The organism is Aeromonas sp. 602396 (assembly GCF_049173735.1).
GTDB lineage: Bacteria > Pseudomonadota > Gammaproteobacteria > Enterobacterales > Aeromonadaceae > Aeromonas > Aeromonas veronii_A.
This window is the reverse complement of record NZ_JAAKSD010000007.1, coordinates 169210-187408: the sequence shown is the minus strand read 5'-3', so window position 1 is coordinate 187408 and position 18199 is coordinate 169210. Positions and strand designations below refer to the sequence as shown.

The following is an 18199-nucleotide window of genomic DNA, read 5'->3' as shown; positions in this document are numbered from 1 at the left end:
TCCCATGCCGAACTCAGAAGTGAAACGCGGTAGCGCCGATGGTAGTGTGGCATTCGCCATGCGAGAGTAGGACACTGTCAGGCACCTATTTAGAAGAGGCCTCCCATTCGGGAGGCCTTTTTGCATTTCTGTCTTCCAAAAACTGCACTGCCGCCGGCATTTTAGTAAAAGTGCTGGGCTATCAAGGGATTGCCCGTTACTCTTTAGCCGTTGCCGATTAACACGTGATGCTGCCAGCGAGGTATTGATGGCTACGTTGAAGGAAATTGCACAGGAAGCGGGGGTTTCTCTCGCCACGGTATCCCGGGTACTGAACGAGGATCCCAGCCTGAGCGTCAAGGAAGAGACCAAGCAGCGGATCTTCGAGATTGCCGAACGGCTTGAGTACAAGACCAGCAGCGCCCGAAAGGGGGTGCACAAGAGCAAGCTGCACTTTCTGGTGGTCTATGCCTATCCCCAGAGTACCGAGGTCAACGACCCTTACTATCTCGCTATCCGTTATGGCATCGAGACCCAGAGTGCCCGCCTCAATATCGAACTGACCCATCTCTACAACTGCGGTGAAGGGCGCGAACTGAGCGCCGTGGATGGCATTCTGGTGGTCGGTACCCTCACAGCCGAGCGTCTCGTCCAGCTCAGGGCTTGTTCCAGCCAGCTGGTGTTTGTCGACTGCCGTTCACAGGGAGAGTTTGACTCGGTCGATGTGGATCTCGCCCTGATCAGCCAGCAGGTCGTCGATTACTTTATTGCGCAGGGGCACCAGCGTATCGGTTATATCGGTGGCCAGGATGAGAATCCGGACCTGCGTGAACTGGCTTTCCGGGATTATGGCCAGCGGCTGGGGGTGGTGCAGGAGAGCGATCTCTATCGTGGCGACTTCTCCAGCGCTTCCGGCTACCAGTTGGCGAAGGAGATGCTGGCCGGCGACTGGCCCAAGGCGCTGTTCGTCGCCTCCGACTCCATCGCCATCGGTGTGCTGCGTGCCATTCATGAGAAGGGATTGGCGATTCCCCAGCAGATCGAGCTTATCAGCGTCAACGATATTCCGACCGCCAAGTTCACCTTCCCGCCGCTCTCAACGGTGCGGATCCACTCCGAGTTGATGGGCTCCCAGGGGGTCAATTTGCTGGTTGAGCGGCTGCGTGACGAGCGGGATATTCCACTCCGGGTGCTGGTACCGAGCAAGCTGACCCTGCGCGGCACCACTCGCTGATTTTAGTAAAATACTCTGCTTTTTAGTCGCGCCATCTTGTGGTGGTGCGACACCTCTCCCAAGCAAACCTCTTTCCCATATCATCCAGTAACTTCATATCATATTGTTTTATAGTTGATTTTATTGCAGAACAGCCAGCTACTATCAACATCTATGCCACTCATCCATATCTTGCCCTCCTTTATCTCCCGCTTCTGATCTCGCTCACAAAACCATCTGTTCATTGTGATCAGGTTAAAACTTTACCAATTCAAAGCTGATATTTAGTAAATTTTTATCTAGAGTTTACCCAGTCAAAGTTGCCTTGTTCCGGGAGGACATGTGAATAACTGGGAAAACGTCCAATTTGTTGGTGAAAACAGGCTGGCCCCGCGCGCCTACTTCTTCTCTTATGCCGACCACGCGCTGGCGGCCACCATGCAGCGCGAGCTGAGCCGCCGTTTTCTGAGCCTTGGCGGCCAGTGGCAGTTCCACTACTTCGACCACCCCCTGCAGGTGCCGGAGGCCTTCTATCACAGCCCCATGAACGAATGGGGCCAGATCACCGTGCCCAACATGTGGCAGATGGAAGGGCATGGCCAGCTGCAGTACACCGACGAAGGTTTTCCCTTCCCCATCGACGTGCCCTTCGTGCCGACCAACAACCCCACCGGTGCCTATCAGCGCAGCTTCACGCTGAGCCCGGCCTGGGACGGCGAGCAGGTGATCATCAAGTTTGATGGGGTGGAGACCTACTTCGAGGTCTATGTGAACGGCCACTACGTTGGCTTCAGCAAGGGGAGCCGCCTCACCGCCGAGTTCGATATCAGTGCCTACGCCAACATTGGCGAGAACCTGCTGTCAGTGCGGGTGATGCAGTGGGCTGACTCCACTTACATCGAAGATCAGGACATGTGGTGGATGGCGGGGATCTTCCGCGACGTCTATCTGGTGGGCAAACCGGCCGCCCATGTGCAGGATTTCTTCATCCGCACCGCGCTGGCGGATGACAATCAAAGCGCTACCCTGAGCTGCGATATCCAGCTGGAAAATCTGGGGGCGCCTGCCCGTGATCACCGCCTAGTCTGGTCGCTGCTGGATCAGGGCAGCGAGATCGCCAGTGGCTCGCTCGACCATCTCGCCATCGACGGCAAGTGTGATTGCCGCTTCACGCTGGATCTGGCCAACCCCCATCTCTGGAGTGCCGAAGATCCTTACCTCTATCAGCTGCAACTCTCCCTCTACAACGGTCAGGGCGAGCTGCTGGAAGTGATCCCGCAGCGAGTCGGGGTGCGTGAAATCAAGGTCAAGGATGGCCTCTTCTACGTCAACGGCCACTACCTCAAGCTGCACGGGGTGAACCGTCACGACAACGATCACCTCAAGAGCCGCGCGGTCGGCATGGACCGTGTTGAACGCGATATCGTGCTGATGAAGCAGCACAACCTCAACTCGGTGCGCACCGCCCACTACCCGAACGACCCGCGCTTCTACGAGCTGTGCGACCAGTACGGTCTGTTTGTGATGGCGGAGACCGACGTGGAGACCCACGGTTTTGCCAACGTCGGCGATCTCAGCCGCATCACCGACGACCCCTTCTGGGAGCCGGTGTTCGTGGATCGCATCGAGCGCCATGTTCATGCCCAGAAGAACCACCCCTCCATCATCATCTGGTCGCTCGGTAACGAGTCAGGCTACGGCTGCAACATCAGAGCCATGTACCAGCGCTGCAAGGCGATCGACCCGACCAGGCTGGTGCACTACGAAGAGGATCGCGATGCCGAGGTGGTGGATGTGGTGAGTACCATGTATTCCCGTGTCTCCCAGATGAACTGCTTCGGCGAGTTCCCGATGGAGAAGCCACGCATCCTCTGCGAATACGCCCACGCCATGGGCAACGGCCCGGGTGGCCTGAGCGAATACCAGCAGGTGTTCGACCGTCATCCCCACATTCAGGGCCACTACATCTGGGAGTGGTGCGATCACGGCATTCTGGATCAGGACGAGCAGGGCCGCCCGGTCTACAAGTACGGCGGCGACTACGGCGACTACCCCAACAACTACAACTTCTGCATGGATGGCCTCATCTATCCGGATCAGACCCCGGGGCCGGGCCTGCGCGAATACAAGCAGGTGATCTGCCCTGTCAAGGTGCGGGCGCTGGATCTGGCGAGCGGCAAGCTGGCGGTGGAAAACCGCTACTGGTTCTCCACTCTCGACGATATCCGTCTACTGGTCGAGGTGAAGGCCGAGGGCGAGCTGCTGGCCAGCCAGCAAATCCGGCTGGAAGGGGTTGCCCCCGGTGCCACCACCGAGTTGCAGCTCGAGCTGCCATCCCTCGATGGGCGGGAAACCTTTGCCCAGCTGCGGGTCATCAAGGCCACTGCCACCCGCTACAGCGCGGCGGAGCACGAGCTGGGCCAGTACCAGTTCCAGCTGAAAGAGTCGACTCGCCAGCTGCAGCTCTTTGCCAACCCCAACGCCACTCCGTTGCAGATTGCCGATGAGCGCCTTGACCTGACCTTGAGCGGCAGCGGCTTCGCCCTGCGCTTCTCGCGCCTCGATGGCAAGCTGGTGAGCTGGCAGCAAGATGGCAATGAGCTTATCGAGCGGGCGCCGCGTCTCACCTTCTTCAAGCCGATGATCGACAACCACAAGCAGGAGTACGAGAGCCTGTGGCACCCGAACCACCTGCAGATCATGCAGGAGCACTTCCGCACCTTAAGCTGGCGTCAGCTGGGCGAGGCGGTCGAGGTGACGGTCGAGAGCCTGATCGCGCCGCCGGTGTTCGACTTCGGCATGCGCTGCCGCTACGTCTACACCCTGAGCCCGAACGGTCAGCTGCACGTTGCGCTGTCCGGTCAGCCCTATGGCGGTTATGACGACATCATCCCCAAGATCGGCTTCGAGCTGGGCATTCGTCAGGATCTCGACCGGGTGCACTACTACGGCATGGGCCCGGGGGAGAACTATCAGGACAGCCGCCAGAGCAACTGGATCGACAGCTTCCAGAGCACAGTCAGCGAGATGTGGGAGCACTACCCCTTCCCGCAGGATAACGGCAACCGCCAGCAGGTGCGCTGGGCGACCCTGACCAACCGCCACGGCGCCGGTCTCTACGTGCGGCCTGATGCCCCCATCAACCTGAGCGTCTGGCCCTACAGCTGGGAGCATATCCACGCGGCGCAGCACATCAACGAGCTGGAACCGAGCGGTTATCTCACCCTCAATCTGGATCACAAGGTGCTGGGACTGGGTTCCAACTCCTGGGGCTCCGAGGTGCTGGACTCCTGGCGGGTGCGCTTCGAGCCGTTCAGCTTCGGCCTGACCCTGCTGCCCATCGCCCGTGGCAACCTCAATCCGGCTGCGCTGGCCGGGCTCGATCTCACCATCAACGGCGGGAGGAACCTCGCATGATCACCCTGGACAACCTGACCCTGTTCAAAAACATCTACCGGGAGGGCAAGAAGTGGGGCCGCTGCGTGGAGGCCATCAACAACCTGGCCAACCTCAAACCCGGTATCTGCCACTCCATCGGTGACTCCCTCACCTACCGCTTGCAGGAAGGGGCCAGCCCGGCCACCTCACTGTTCGAGGGGCAGCGCCGCTACTTCGACGTTCACTACTACCTGGAAGGAGCAGAGACGGTGGAGTGGGCCCCCAAATCGGAGCTGGCGGTCGAGCAGGCCTATGACGACACCACAGACCGCGAGTGGCTGGCCGGTGAGGTGCGTGAGCGCCAGCAGGTGGGCAACGGGCAGGTGGTGATCTTCGAGAACGACGAGGCCTACCGATTCGTCGGCGACAGCCAGGTGCGCAAGGTGATCATCAAGGTCACCGTCGAAGGCGGCTACTTCAAGAACAAATAACAAGCCGCCGGTTCTGCACTGATAAAAGCCGGAAGGGCGGGGCTCACCCTACAAATCATGCCCCGCCCTTTCGCGGCAATAACTACAGGTCTGGAGATGCACCATGTCTGATTCCAAACGCAATACGATAGGCAAGTTTGGTCTGCTGTCGCTCACCTTCGCGGCGGTATTCAGCTTCAACAACGTCATCAACAACAACATCGAGATCGGTCTGGCCTCGGCCCCGATGTTCTTTCTGGCCACCATTTTTTACTTCATTCCGTTCTGCCTCATCATTGCGGAGTTCGTATCACTGAACAAAAACTCCGAAGCAGGGGTGTATGCCTGGGTGAAGAGCTCCCTCGGCGGTCGCTGGGCCTTTATCTCCGCCTACACCTACTGGTTCGTGAACCTGTTCTTCTTCACCTCGCTGCTGCCGCGGGTTATCGCCTACGCCTCCTATGCCTTTCTCGGCTACGAGTACATTCTCACACCGGTGGCGACCACGGCATTGAGCATGGTGCTGTTTGCCTTTGCCACCTACGTCTCTACCAACGGTGCCAAGATGCTCGGTCCCATCACCTCGGTGACCTCGTCCCTGATGCTGCTGCTGACCCTCTCCTACATCCTGCTGGCGGGTGCGGCACTGGTGGGCGGCGTGCAGCCGGCTGACCCCATCACGGTCGAGGCCATGGTCCCCGATTTCAGCTGGGCCTTCCTCGGCATCACCACCTGGATCTTTATGGCGGCCGGTGGCGCCGAGTCGGTGGCGGTCTATGTCAATGACGTGAAAGGGGGCTCCAAGTCCTTCGTGAAAGTGATCATCATCGCCGGGATCTTTATCGGGGTGCTCTACTCCATCGCCTCGCTGTTGATCAACGTGTTCGTGCCGAGCGGCACCCTGAAATATACCGGCGGCTCGGTGCAGGTATTTGAGGGGCTGGCGGCCTACTTCGGCCTGCCGGAGATCCTGATGAACCGCTTCGTCGGGCTGGTCTCCTTCACCGCCATGTTCGGCTCCCTGCTGATGTGGACGGCGACCCCGGTGAAGATCTTCTTCTCCGAAATCCCGGCCGGCATCTTCGGCAAGAAGACGGTCGAGCTGAACGAGAACGGCGTGCCCGCCCGTGCAGCCTGGATCCAGTACCTCATCGTGCTGCCGCTGATGGTGATCCCGACCCTGGGCTCCAACACCGCGCAGGATCTGATGAACACCGTCATCAACATGACCGCCGCCGCCTCCATGCTGCCGCCGCTGTTCATCATGCTGGCCTACCTCAATCTGCGCCTGAAGCTCGACCACCTGCCGCGGGAGTTCAAGATGGGTTCGCGTACCACCGGCATCGCCGTGGTCTCGGTGCTGATCGCCATCTTCTCGGTGGGCTTCCTCGCCTCCACCTTCCCGACCGGTGCCGACATCATGACCATCATCTTCTACAACGTCGGCGGGATCGTGATCTTCCTCGGCTTCGCCTGGTGGAAATACAACAGATACGAGGCCTCCCTCAGCGCCGAAGCGCGCGCGAAAGAGGCCCAGCCGACAGCGCAGGTTGCCATGCAGACGCCATAGGCACTGCATTGAATCCCAATCAAACCGGGTGGCCGTTGGCCACCCGCAAACCGTTGAACCAGAAAAGGAAAAGAGCATGAGCGAGACGATCGAGTTTGCCGAATTCAAACGGGTCGAGATGAAGGTGGGCAAGGTGCTGGAGGTGGTGCGTCACCCCGGGGCCGACAAACTCTACATCGTCCAGATCGACGTGGGTGGCGAGCGGCCGCTGCAGACCGTCACCAGTCTGGTGCCCTACTACAGCGAAGAGGAGCTGATGGGCAGCGAGGTGGTGGTACTGACCAACCTCAAGCCCACCAAAATGCGCGGCGAGCGATCCGAGTGCATGTTGCTCTGCGCCGAGACCCCGGACGAGAGCCAGAGCGTGCTGCTGCAGCCGCGGGTGCCGATGGCGCCGGGCACTCCGATCGTCTGAATGGTATTGCGAGCCGGTGCGGGAGACGGTACCGGTTCAGCAACGAGGCCGTCCACGCGGCCCGATCATAACAAGAGAGTAAAGCGCGGGGCCGACAGACCCTTGCCAAACACATCACAGAGTCACAGCGTTACCCGCAGGGAGCGCAAGTCCACTGGAGGACACCATGTCTGAATCCGTACGCGGCACCATAGGCAAGTTTGCCCTGTTGTCGATGACCTTTGCCGCCGTGTTCAACGTGCGCAACATCGTCAACAACAACATCGAGCTGGGGCTCAGCTCAGCCCCCATCTTCCTGCTGGCGACCATCGTCTACTTCATCCCGTTCGTTTTCATCATTGCCGAGTTCGTTTCGGCCAATAAAAACTCCGAGTCGGGGATGTACGACTGGCTTAAAAAACCGCTCGGCACCCGGATGGCCTATCTGGGCTCGTTTCTCTACTGGTTCGTGAACCTGTTCTGGTTCGTCTCATTGCTGCCCAACGTCATCGCCTACGCCTCCTACGCCATGCTGGGCTATGAGTACAGCTTCTCGCCCATGGTCACCTCGATCATCTCCATCGTGCTGTTTGCAGCGGCGACCCACATCTCGACCAAGGGGGCGAGCTGGCTCGGCAAGATTGCCGAAATAGTGGCCTACGGCGTCTTTGCCCTGTTCGCCATCTATGTGCTGGGCGCCCTGATGGCTTTGAGTGGCGATCATGTACCGGCCCAGCCCATCACGCTGGAGGCGATGACCCCTACCGTCAACTGGGCGACCCTCGGCATCATGTGCTGGATCTTCCAGGCGGCGGGTGGTGCCGAGACCGCAGCGGCCTACCTCAATGACGTGAAGGGCGGCCAGAAGTCCTTCATCAAGGTGATCATCAGCGCCGGTATCGTCATCGGCACCATGTATGCGGTCGGTTCCCTGTTGGTGAACGTGTTCGTGCCGCGCGAGAGCCTCACCTATGCCGGCGGCATGGTGGAGATCTTCACCGGCATGGCGCAATACTTCGGTCTCTCCGAGGCGCTGGTGGGCCGCTTCGTCGGCGTGGTGCTGTTCATCGCCATGTTCGGCTCCATGATGATGTGGACCTCGGCGCCGGTGAAGATCCACTTCTCCGAGATCCCGCAGGGGGTTTACGGCGAGAAGACCACCCAGCTCAACGAGCACGGCGTGCCGGTGCGCGCCGCCTGGTGGCAGTTTGTCTTCGTGTTCGCGATGCTGGTGGTCAACGGCTTCGGTTCCGAGTCGGTGCAGCAGATGATGAACACCGCCATCAACCTCACCGCCGGCACTGCCATGTTGCCGCCGATCTTCATCATGGTGGCCTACTTCGTGTTCCGCTGGAAACATGACGACACTCCCCGCGACTTCCGCATGGGGTCGCGCAAGTTCGGGATGGGCGTGGTGTCGGTGCTGATCGCCATCTTCGTGGTGAGCATGAGCGCCTCCGCCTTCCCGGCCGGGGTGGATCTGGTGCGCGCCTTCTTCATCAACGTCTTTATGACCGCGGTCTTTTCGGCGCTGGCCTACTGGTGGATCTCCCGCTTCGAGAAGCGGCAGGCTCGCAAGCTCGCCGGCAATGAGAAGAAAACCGGCAACGGCCAGCTGGCCAGCCAGCGCTGATCGGCTGAGCGAAAAAACGAGACGGGCGGCCTGGGTCGCCCGTTTTTTTATCCATTTCGCGCCGGTTTGGCGCTATCTGGCCGCGGCTCATCAACTTCCGCTATTCGACAAAGCAAAGGCGTTAAGCATTGATGAACAATTAACCGCTGCACAACGTTGCGCCTCTCCGTTATCGGGGTAAGCTGGAGGTTCGTTTTAGCGGGAGGTGCCAGACATCTCCCGCTCTGTTTCTTGTCCTCCCCAATCCTGACTGTCGCCATGGCTGCAGGATGCCCTTCTGATGGAGACCTTTCGTGCGTCTGGATCCCTTTACTGTTGTGCTGATTGCGGTGGTCACTCTGGCCTCCCTCTTTCCCTGCGAGGGGCAGGTAGCCGTCTGGTTCGGTCTGCTGACCAAGCTGGCGGTGGCGCTCTTGTTCTTCATGCATGGCGCCAAGCTGTCGCGCCAGAACCTGCTGGCAGGCCTCGGCCACTGGCGGCTCCATCTGGTGGTGATGCTCAGCACCTTCGTGCTGTTTCCGCTGCTCGGGCTGCTGCTCACCCCGCTGGTACCGAGCTGGCTGAGCCCGGCCATCTACCTCGGCTTCCTCTATCTCTGCGCCCTGCCTGCCACCGTGCAGTCGGCCATCGCCTTTACCTCGATGGCGGGGGGCAATGTGTCGGCGGCGGTGTGCAGCGCCTCGGCCTCCAGCATCCTCGGCATCTTCCTCTCGCCGGTGCTGGTGGGGATGATGATCCACGTGCAGGGGGAGGGGATCGACACCTGGCACTCCATCCAGTCCATCATGATGCAGCTGATGCTGCCGTTCGTGGTGGGCCACCTGTCGCGTCCGCTCATTGGCCGCTGGGTCGACAGCCATCGGCCGCTCATCGGCAAGCTGGATCAGAGTTCCATCCTGCTGGTGGTCTACGTCGCCTTCAGCGAGGCGGTGGTGCAGGGGATTTGGCATCAAGTAGGCTGGTACGATCTGGCCAGTATCGTGCTGCTGAGCTGTGTCTTGCTGGCGCTGGTGCTCTGCTGGAACGTCTGGATCAGCCGTCGCCTCGGCTTCGACAAGGCGGACGAGATCACCATCGTCTTTTGCGGTTCGAAGAAGAGTCTCGCCAACGGGGTGCCGATGGCCAACGTCATGTTCCCGGCCGCCAGCGTCGGTGTCATGGTCTTGCCGCTGATGATCTTCCACCAGATCCAGCTGATGGTCTGCGCCGTGCTGGCGCGCCGCTATCACGAGCAGGGGCATTGATACTCGCGCCGTTTTGACTGTCATAACAAGAGGGAGGCCCGTTGGCCTCCCTCTTTTCATCTGCATGCAGATCGGCGGACTAGCGTTTGCGCCAGACGGTGAGCTGCGCCACCGTGTGCTGGTATTTGCGGGCGGTCTCGCGGATGACGAAAGGCACATCCCGCGGCGAGCAGTGCTCCTCGAACTCCGCCGCCAGCAGCCGTTGCAGCGCCTGATAGGTGGTGAGCGCCTCGCCGTTTTCACGAATGCCACCGAGCCAGTTGGCGGGTGGGGTATATTCCGCCAGCCAGGTATAGGGGCTGGTGAGCACCAGCAGGCCACCGCTGCGCAGCCGCGGGGCGATATCCCGCAGGAAGCGGGCGGGCTCCCGCAGCCGGTCGATCAGGTTGGAGGCGAGCACCAGATCGTAGTGGTCATATTTGGGCTTGAGGTTGCAGGCATCCCCCTGACTGAAGTGGATGCGCTCCGCCTGAATCGCCCCCAGCCCGTGGCACGACAGGCGCGCCTCGCAATACTCCACCAGTTCACCCTCCAGCGGAATGGCGTAGCGGAAGCTGTCTTGGCTGGCGAGGGCCAGCGCCACATCGATGAAGCGGGCCGAGTAGTCCACCCCGTCCACATGCTGGAAGTGGCGGGCCAGTTCGAAGCTGGCGCGGCCGGTGGCACAGCCGATATCCAGTGCCCGCTGGTGGTTGCTGCACAGCTCGCCAGCAAGATCAGCAAGCGTCTTGGCGTAGTTGGCTACCCCGAAGTGGCTCGGGCCGTACTGGAAGTCGAGGTACTGAGCGACGAGCGTGTCGGTTTCATAGGGATTCACGATAACGGGTTCCTGATAACGGGAGACCAGATAGCGGAAACCCGCATGCTGGAAGAAGTGACGCCGGAAGGCGTAACGGGATGATTTGAGCGCTTCGTTGCCCGTGCTGATCCAGCTGCCCCCCTTGATCAGGGTGTGCTTGCCATCAAAGGTGGGGGTGGAGAAGTCGTCGTAGAGCGGGTGGATTTTAAAGCCGTCGAAGCCATCGATGGCGGTGCTGGTCCACTGCCAGACATTGCCCACCAGATCGAAGAACTCCCCTTGCGGGCAGGCATCCACCGGGCAGGAGGAGGCGAAGCGGGCCAGATTGATATTGCCGGGTGCCTCCGTCCAGTCCGGCTGATCGCCGGGTAGCTGCTCGCGCAGCAGCATCCACTCCGCCTCGCTCGGCAGCTGGATGGGGAGTCCGGTCTGTGCCGCCTTCCAGCGACAGAAGGCGGCCGCTTCCAGCTGATTCACCTCGACCGGCCAGTCCCAGGGGATGGCGACCTGCTCGGTCATCAGCCGCAGCTGCAATTGTTCGGGCTCGGCGGGGTCACCCACCCAGAAGGTGGGCATCTGCGCCCTGGCGTACTGGCACCAGCCCCATCCCTCCTCATCCCACCACTGTTGCTGGTCGTAGCCGCCCGCCTGGACGAAGGCGAGGTACTCGGCATTGCTCACCAGCATGCGGCTGGCCTGAAACGGGGCCAGCTCGATCTGGCGCTCGCCATATTCGTTGTCCCAGCCGTAGGTGGCGTCCTGCTTGCCAAGGCGCACCTTGCCGCCGGCCACCGGCAGCAGGCTGTTGGCGGGTACTAGGTCAATGCGGTGGCGGGCTTCGGTACAGGTGGGCCAATAAGGCTGCGGTCGCACCCAGGCGAGCGGCAACTGGCGGATCAGCACGCTGGAGGTCTCGAGGTGGATGCGCTCGTGCTCTATCCCCATCAGGATCACCCAGGCCGGGCTCTGCCAGTCGATGGGCAGGGTGAGCGGCATCTGGCGGATGAAATCACCCACCAGCGAACGGACTTTGGCCCGATAGCTGCGCAGCTCGCTGACCTTGGGCCAGTCGTAGTGGGTCTCGTCCAGATCGTCCCAGCTCATCTCGTCCACCCCGATGGCAACCATGGCCTCGATGCGGGCATCCAGCCGCTGATCGATCAGGCGCGCCGCCAGCAGCTTGTTGATAAAGAAGGCGGCGGTGTGGCCGTAGTAGAAGATGAGCGGGTGGCGCAGCGGGATCGCCTTGTTGAACCAGGCCCGCTCATCGGCCAGACAGTCGAACAGCGAGTCGTAGAGATCGAAGGTCTGACAGAAGTAGGCGAGCAGCTCGCGCCGTTTCTGCTCGGGATCGCTGCCGGTCAGCAGCGGGGTGCGAGTCGGCTCCGGCAGACCGGTGGCAGTGGAATAGAGAGGGCTTGCTTGGGTCACGCTCTGACTCCTTGTTGGCAGTGAAGACTGACAAGACAGTGGTAATGACATTACCGCAATGGAGAGCTTGGTACGCACGAAGTACCACTATTGGCTCAACAGACCGGCAGGGCAATTAAAAACTTCCACGGGCTGTCAGCATAGTGACCGGCAGGACGACCCGCCAATCAGCCACAATCATATCCGTTCGAGAATGGTTATTTTCACCAAAATATGGTCTAAATGGCTCTCTTGATTCTTCTGTCTGTTCTGGTTGAAATGGTTATTTCCTTTTGAATCATTAGGTTAATTTTTGGCTCACGCTTTGCAGAGCATGAAAACCAATTGGCCCTGGATGGCCAACACATAAGGAGGAGAGTAGCGATGAAATGGATGATGGTTGTCATGTTGATGGCAGGGCTCAGTGGTTGTCACTGGCTGGATCAGACCAGAGTGACCGGAACGGGAGCTGTGGTCGAGCGCCAGCAGGCGCTTGGTAACGGGGTGACCCGGGTGCTGGCGGGGGTGCCTGCCACCCTCCATCTGGTTGCGGGGGAGCCGCGCGGTATCCTGATCAAGGGGCAGGAGAACCTGCTGCCCTATCTGGTGCTGACCGAGAGCGGTGACAAGCTGGAGATCGAGGTGAAGGAGGGTTACCGGCTCGATCCTACCGAGCCGCTGGAGCTGACCATCACCTTACCGGAGCTGAACGAACTGGCATTGGCCGGGACCGGCAACGGCGATCTGAACGGCTTCAAGGGGGATGAGCTGGTGCTGTCAGTGGCCGGTACCGGTGACATCGTTGCCAGTCAGCTGGAGTTGAAACGGTTGGAAGGCAATATCGCTGGCACCGGCAGTCTGGAGCTGGGCAGCGGTTCGGCACAGGCCATCGAGCTGAACATTGCCGGATCTGGTGATGTGCTCGGGAGCGAGATGCGCGGCAAGGAGGTAGAGGTCAATATCGCCGGTAGCGGTGATGTGGCGGTACGGGCGCAGGAGACGCTGAAAGTCGGCATCGCCGGCTCAGGCAACATCGCCTACTGTGGTGATCCCAAGGTGGAGCAGCAGATCGCAGGCTCCGGCGGCGTGACCCGCGCGGGCAGTTGATATCAACCGATCACCACAACTGAAACAGGCCCGTAACGGGCCTGTGTTGATCAGAGGTGGCGGGCGTGAAAGCGCAGGTGCGCCTCGATAAAGCTCGCCACGAAGTAGTAGCTGTGGTCATAGCCCTCGTGGCGGTTGAGCTCCAGTGGCCACCCCTTGCTGGCGGCCACTTCGGCCAGCGCATCAATATGCAACTGCTCGGCGAGGAAGGGATCATCCAGCCCCACATCCACCAGAGTTGGCAGCGGTGTGACCGGCTGGTGGCGCAGCAGCTGGCAGGCATCCCACTCCTGCCACAACAGCGGATTGCTGCCGAGGTAGGCGCCGAGCGCCTTCTGGCCCCAGGGGCAGCGGCTCGGGTGGCAGATCGGACTGAAGGCCGACACCGAGCGGTAGCGACCGGGCTCCCGCAACGCGGCGATCAGCGCTCCGTGACCGCCCATGGAGTGGCCGCTGATGGCGCGGCGGGTCGAGACCGGGAAGTGGGTCTCTATCAAGTCAGGCAGTTCGCGGGTGACGTAGTCATACATCTGGTAGTGCGCCTGCCAGGGGCTCTGGCTGGCATTGACGTAAAAGCCCGCGCCCATGCCGAGGTCATAACCGGGATCGTCGGCCACGCCGTCGCCGCGGGGGCTGGTGTCCGGCGCCACCAGGGCGATGCCAAGCTCGGCGGCGATACGCTGGGCACCCGCCTTCTGCATGAAGTTCTCATCGTTGCAGGTGAGACCGCTGAGCCAGTAGAGCACGGGCACCTTCTGGCCGGTGAGGGCCTGGGGCGGCAGATAGATGGCAAAATTCATCTCGCAGCCGAGCACGCTGGCGTGGTGGCGATAGCGCTTGTGCCAGCCGCCGAAGCTCTTGTTGCTGCTGATAATCTCCAGATTCATCGAAGGACTCCTGCACCCCGCCCACGATGGCGGGCGGGGTGATCATGCTCAGTAGTGGATAACGGTGCGGATGCTCTTGCCTTGGTGCATCAACTCGAACGCCTCGTTGATCTGCTCAAGCCCCATGGTGTGGGTGATGAAGTCATCTAGGCGGAACTCACCCTGCATGTAGCGCTGCACATAGCTCGGCAGCTCGCTGCGACCGCGAACCCCGCCGAAGGCGCTGCCGCGCCAGACCCGGCCGGTCACCAGCTGGAACGGACGGGTGCTGATCTCCTGACCCGCTCCGGCGACGCCGATAATGACCGACTCGCCCCAGCCCTTGTGGCAGCACTCCAGCGCCGCGCGCATCACCTTGACGTTGCCGATGCACTCGAAGGAGAAGTCGACGCCGCCGTCGGTCAGCTCGACGATCACCTCCTGAATCGGTTTGTCGTAATCGTTCGGGTTGATGCAGTCGGTGGCGCCCAGCTTGCGGGCCAGCTCGAATTTGCTCTCGTTGATATCGATGGCGATGATGCGCCCAGCCTTGGCCAGACGGGCGCCGATCACCGCCGAGAGGCCGATGCCCCCCAGCCCGAAGATGGCGACGCTCTCACCCTCTTTCACCTTGGCGGTGTTCATCACGGCGCCGATGCCGGTGGTGACGCCACAACCGAGCAGGCAGACCTCTTCCAGCGGGGCGGCCGGGTCTACCTTGGCGATGGAGATCTCAGGCAGTACCGTGTATTCGCTGAAGGTGGAGGTGCCCATGTAGTGATAGATGGGCTGGCCATCTTTCGAGAAGCGGGTGGTGCCGTCCGGCATCAGCCCCTTACCCTGGGTGGCGCGGATCTTCTGGCAGAGGTTGGTCTTGCCGGATTTGCAGAATTTGCACTCGCCGCACTCGGGGGTATAGAGCGGGATCACGTGATCCCCCACCTTGACGCTGGTGACCCCTTCGCCGACCGATTCGACGATGCCGCCTCCCTCGTGACCGAGAATGCAGGGGAAGACCCCTTCCGGATCCTCACCGGAGAGAGTGAAGGCATCGGTGTGGCAGACGCCGGTGGCGACGATGCGCACCCGCACCTCGCCCGCTTGCGGCGGCATGACCTCGACCTCTTCGATGGAGAGGGGCTGGCCCGGGCCCCAGGCGATGGCGGCCTTACACTTGATGCTTTGAACCTGTGCCATGACGGATGTCCTTATTGTTGAGCAGGGTGAACAGAGATGAGTTCGGGCATTCAGTGTAGTTTCCCGCCGATTTGGTGATAATGAGGGCAAATCTCAAATCACTTTTACACACAGGTAATAATGTTCAGCTGGGAAGGGATCTGTGAATTTGTCAGCGTGGCGGAGCAGGGGGGTTTTACCCCGGCGGCGCGCAAGCTGGGAGTGTCGGTGGCGCAAGTGAGCCGGCAGGTGGCACAGCTGGAAGATCGGCTGCAGGCCAAGCTGCTGCTGCGTACCACCCGTCAGGTGCGGTTGACCGAGCTTGGCGAGATCTACTATCGCCACTGCCGTCAGCTGCTGGACAACCTCTATGAGGCGGAGCTGGCGGTGGGGCGCCATCAGGCGGTGCCGCAAGGAACGCTGCGCATCACGGCCCCCGTCTCCTACGGCGAGAGCCGCATCGCCCCGCTGGTGAACGACTTCATGGTGCGTTTCCCCCAGCTGGAGGTGACCCTCAACCTCACCAACCAGCTGCTGGATTTGGTGCATGAGGGCTACGATCTGGCGCTGCGGCTCGGCCACCTCAAGGATTCGACGCTGGTGGCGCGCAAGCTGGCGCAGCGGGTGCCCTATGTCTGCGCCTCACCGGCTTACACCGCTCGCCACGGCATGCCCAACAGCCTCTCCGAGCTGACCCGCCACACCTGTCTGGTGGGCAACAGTGACGAGTGGCACTTCACCCTGAATGGTCGCCCCCATAGCGTACGGGTGCACGGATTGTTGCAGTGCAACAGCGGCCATGCCCTGCTGGATGCGGCGCTCAAGGGGATCGGCATCATCCAGCTGCCGGACTACTACGTGAGCGACCATCTGGCCCGAGGCGAGCTGATCGAGTTGCTGCCTGAACTGCGTGCCCCGGCGGAGGGGATCTGGGCCCTCTATCCCCAAAACCGCCACCTCTCCCCCAAGGTGCGGCTGCTGGTGGACTATCTGGCCGAGCGGCTGAGCGACCCTCACCAACCGGCGCTGGTGATGCCGATAGGCTAGGGCTCTCCCCAGCCGTTGACTCACCGGCGGCGGGCGACAGGTGCGATGGCCTGAAAATAAAAGAGCCCTTGAGGAATCAAGGGCTCTTTTGCAGGTAACAACCGGATAGTCAGCGACCCATCACTCGATGTTCTGAATTTGCTCGCGCATCTGCTCGATGAGGACCTTCAGCTCGACGGCGGACTGGGTCACTTCGGCGTTGATCGACTTGGAGCCAAGCGTGTTCGACTCGCGGTTGAACTCCTGCATCATGAAGTCGAGGCGACGGCCACAGGCGCCACCCTTCTTCATGATCTTGTTGGTCTCGCTGATGTGCATCTCCAGACGATCCAGCTCTTCGGCCACGTCGATCTTCTGGGCCAGCAGCACGATCTCCTGTTCGATGCGGGCCGGATCCAGCTCCACCTTGGCTTCGGCCAGACGGTCGGTGAGCTTCTGGCGCTGCCACTCGATGATCTGCGGCAGGTGGACGCGCACCTTCTTCACTTCCACCTGAATACCGGCCAGACGCTGTTCGATCAGCGCCTTGAGGTTGGCCCCTTCGCTGGCGCGGGAGGCGAGGAAATCTTCCATGGTCTGGTCAAAACCGCCGAGCAGCTCGGTGGCGACCGCGTCCATGTCTTGCTCGGCGGCAGCCATGACCCCCGGCCAGCGCAGCACGTCGACCGGATTGAGCTGGCCCTGACCCGCCTCTTTCATTACCCAGCTGGCGCTGTCGATGATCAGCTTGGCCAGCTCTTCATTGATGTGGAGCTGGCTGGCAGCGGCCTGAGCGGCTTCGAAACGCAGGTTGCACTCCACCTTGCCGCGCTGCAGCTTGGCGCGGAAACGCTCACGCAGAACCGGTTCCAGGCTGCGCAGTTGCTCCGGCAGGCGAATGTAGGTTTCCAGATAGCGCTGGTTGACCGAACGAATTTCCCAAACGGCTGTGCCCCAGTCGCCCTTGAATTCCTTGCGGGCGTAGGCGGTCATGCTGTGAATCATTGATTGTTCCGGGCTTGATAAAGTGTGCGGCCAGTATACTCAGCCCGGCCCTGCTCGTCAGCCGATGCCGTGGTTTTAGCGGCTGATATTTGGGGCGGGATCACTTATAATCCCACGCCAATTTGAGCCAGCCCAGAGGTCCGTTCCATGTCACGTCCAAGCGATCGCAGTGCCGCGCAACTTCGCCCAGTTACCATTACCCGCAATTTCACCAAACATGCAGAAGGCTCAGTGCTGGTGGAGTTCGGTAACACTCGCGTGCTCTGCACCGCCAGCGTTGACACCAGCGTGCCGCGCTTCCTGAAAGGGAAGAATCAGGGCTGGGTAACTGCCGAATACGGCATGCTGCCGCGCTCCACCCACTCCCGGATGAACCGCGAAGCGGCCTCCGGCAAGCAGAGTGGCCGCACTCTGGAGATCTCCCGTCTGATCGCCCGCTCCCTGCGCGCGGCGGTAGACCTGACTGCGCTGGGCGAGCACTCCATCACAGTTGACTGTGACGTGCTGCAAGCCGATGGCGGCACCCGCACCGCTTCCATTACCGGTGCCTGCGTGGCGCTGGTGGATGCGCTGAACTGGATGGTCGAGAAGGGCATGATCAAGCAGAGCCCGCTCAAGCAGATGATCGCCGCCGTCTCCGTCGGTATGTATCAGGGTGAAGCCATCTGCGATCTGGAGTACATCGAAGACTCCGCCGCCGAGACCGACATGAACGTGGTGATGACCGAAGATGGTCGCATCATCGAGGTGCAGGGCACCGCGGAGGCCGAGCCCTTCACCCATGAGGAGCTGCTGGAGATGCTGGCGCTCGCCAAGGGCGGCATCGCCGACATCATTGCGCTGCAGAAGCAGTCGCTCTCCTGATACCAGGACCTGTTGATGTTTCGGCACAAGTCGCGTTGCAGTGTCAAAGGATGCCAGGCTAGGCG

14 protein-coding genes are annotated in these 18199 nt (G+C 61.1%); 10 read left to right on the top strand and 4 right to left on the bottom strand.

Annotation, left to right across the window (positions count from 1 at the left end; all coding sequences use genetic code 11):
• Nucleotides 1–247 precede the first annotated feature (247 nt).
• The 7 genes from ebgR to G5229_RS11145 all read left to right on the top strand — a co-directional run bounded on the left by ebgR (nt 248) and on the right by G5229_RS11145 (nt 9881).
• Complete coding sequence (gene ebgR, locus G5229_RS11175) at nt 248–1213, top strand: transcriptional regulator EbgR (protein ID WP_005342046.1); 966 nt, start codon at nt 248–250, stop codon at nt 1211–1213.
• 321 nt (nt 1214–1534) lie between these two features.
• Complete coding sequence (gene ebgA / locus G5229_RS11170; RefSeq protein ID WP_421209118.1) at nt 1535–4609, top strand: beta-galactosidase subunit alpha; 3075 nt, start codon at nt 1535–1537, stop codon at nt 4607–4609.
• Complete coding sequence (locus G5229_RS11165; protein ID WP_421209117.1) at nt 4606–5061, top strand: beta-galactosidase subunit beta; 456 nt, start codon at nt 4606–4608, stop codon at nt 5059–5061. Before ebgA ends, G5229_RS11165 begins: the two co-directional genes overlap by 4 nt.
• Nucleotides 5062–5164: 103 nt before the next feature.
• On the top strand, nt 5165–6610 hold the full coding sequence (locus G5229_RS11160; RefSeq protein ID WP_073348617.1) for an amino acid permease: 1446 nt from the start codon (nt 5165–5167) through the stop codon (nt 6608–6610).
• A gap of 76 nt (nt 6611–6686) precedes the next feature.
• The gene (locus G5229_RS11155; RefSeq protein ID WP_005342042.1) at nt 6687–7025 is read left to right on the top strand and encodes a tRNA-binding protein; all 339 of its coding nucleotides are present in this window, start codon (nt 6687–6689) and stop codon (nt 7023–7025) included.
• Between the two features lie 166 nt (nt 7026–7191).
• Complete coding sequence (locus G5229_RS11150; protein ID WP_421209116.1) at nt 7192–8637, top strand: amino acid permease; 1446 nt, start codon at nt 7192–7194, stop codon at nt 8635–8637.
• 293 nt (nt 8638–8930) lie between these two features.
• Nucleotides 8931–9881, top strand: a complete 951-nt coding sequence (locus tag G5229_RS11145; RefSeq protein ID WP_058056266.1) for a bile acid:sodium symporter family protein — start codon at nt 8931–8933, stop codon at nt 9879–9881.
• A gap of 79 nt (nt 9882–9960) precedes the next feature.
• Here the strand turns inward: G5229_RS11145 and ovoA are convergent, their stop codons facing one another.
• Nucleotides 9961–12111 (bottom strand): 5-histidylcysteine sulfoxide synthase, encoded by a 2151-nt coding sequence (gene ovoA, locus G5229_RS11140; protein WP_421209115.1) that lies wholly within the window; start codon nt 12109–12111, stop codon nt 9961–9963.
• A gap of 363 nt (nt 12112–12474) precedes the next feature.
• On the opposite strand from ovoA, the gene G5229_RS11135 reads away from it, so the two are divergent.
• Nucleotides 12475–13197 carry a head GIN domain-containing protein gene (locus tag G5229_RS11135; protein WP_421209114.1) on the top strand — a complete coding sequence of 241 codons (723 nt, stop codon included), beginning with the start codon at nt 12475–12477 and terminating at the stop codon, nt 13195–13197.
• Between the two features lie 50 nt (nt 13198–13247).
• On the opposite strand, the gene fghA is transcribed toward G5229_RS11135, so the two are convergent.
• A complete protein-coding gene (gene fghA, locus G5229_RS11130; RefSeq protein ID WP_421209113.1) occupies nt 13248–14084 on the bottom strand; it encodes an S-formylglutathione hydrolase in 837 nt (278 codons plus the stop codon).
• Between the two features lie 48 nt (nt 14085–14132).
• Nucleotides 14133–15260 carry an S-(hydroxymethyl)glutathione dehydrogenase/class III alcohol dehydrogenase gene (locus G5229_RS11125; RefSeq protein WP_005356101.1) on the bottom strand — a complete coding sequence of 376 codons (1128 nt, stop codon included), beginning with the start codon at nt 15258–15260 and terminating at the stop codon, nt 14133–14135.
• 120 nt (nt 15261–15380) lie between these two features.
• Here G5229_RS11125 and G5229_RS11120 point away from each other — a divergent pair, with 120 nt between their 5' ends.
• Entirely contained in the window at nt 15381–16286 is a 906-nt protein-coding gene (locus G5229_RS11120) for a LysR substrate-binding domain-containing protein (RefSeq protein ID WP_421209112.1), read from the top strand.
• 120 nt (nt 16287–16406) lie between these two features.
• Here G5229_RS11120 and G5229_RS11115 read toward each other — a convergent pair whose 3' ends face one another.
• On the bottom strand, nt 16407–17270 hold the full coding sequence (locus G5229_RS11115; protein ID WP_005342032.1) for a YicC/YloC family endoribonuclease: 864 nt from the start codon (nt 17268–17270) through the stop codon (nt 16407–16409).
• Between the two features lie 147 nt (nt 17271–17417).
• On the opposite strand from G5229_RS11115, the gene rph reads away from it, so the two are divergent.
• The gene (gene rph / locus G5229_RS11110; RefSeq protein WP_005339589.1) at nt 17418–18134 is read left to right on the top strand and encodes a ribonuclease PH; all 717 of its coding nucleotides are present in this window, start codon (nt 17418–17420) and stop codon (nt 18132–18134) included.
• Nucleotides 18135–18199: the final 65 nt, after the last annotated feature.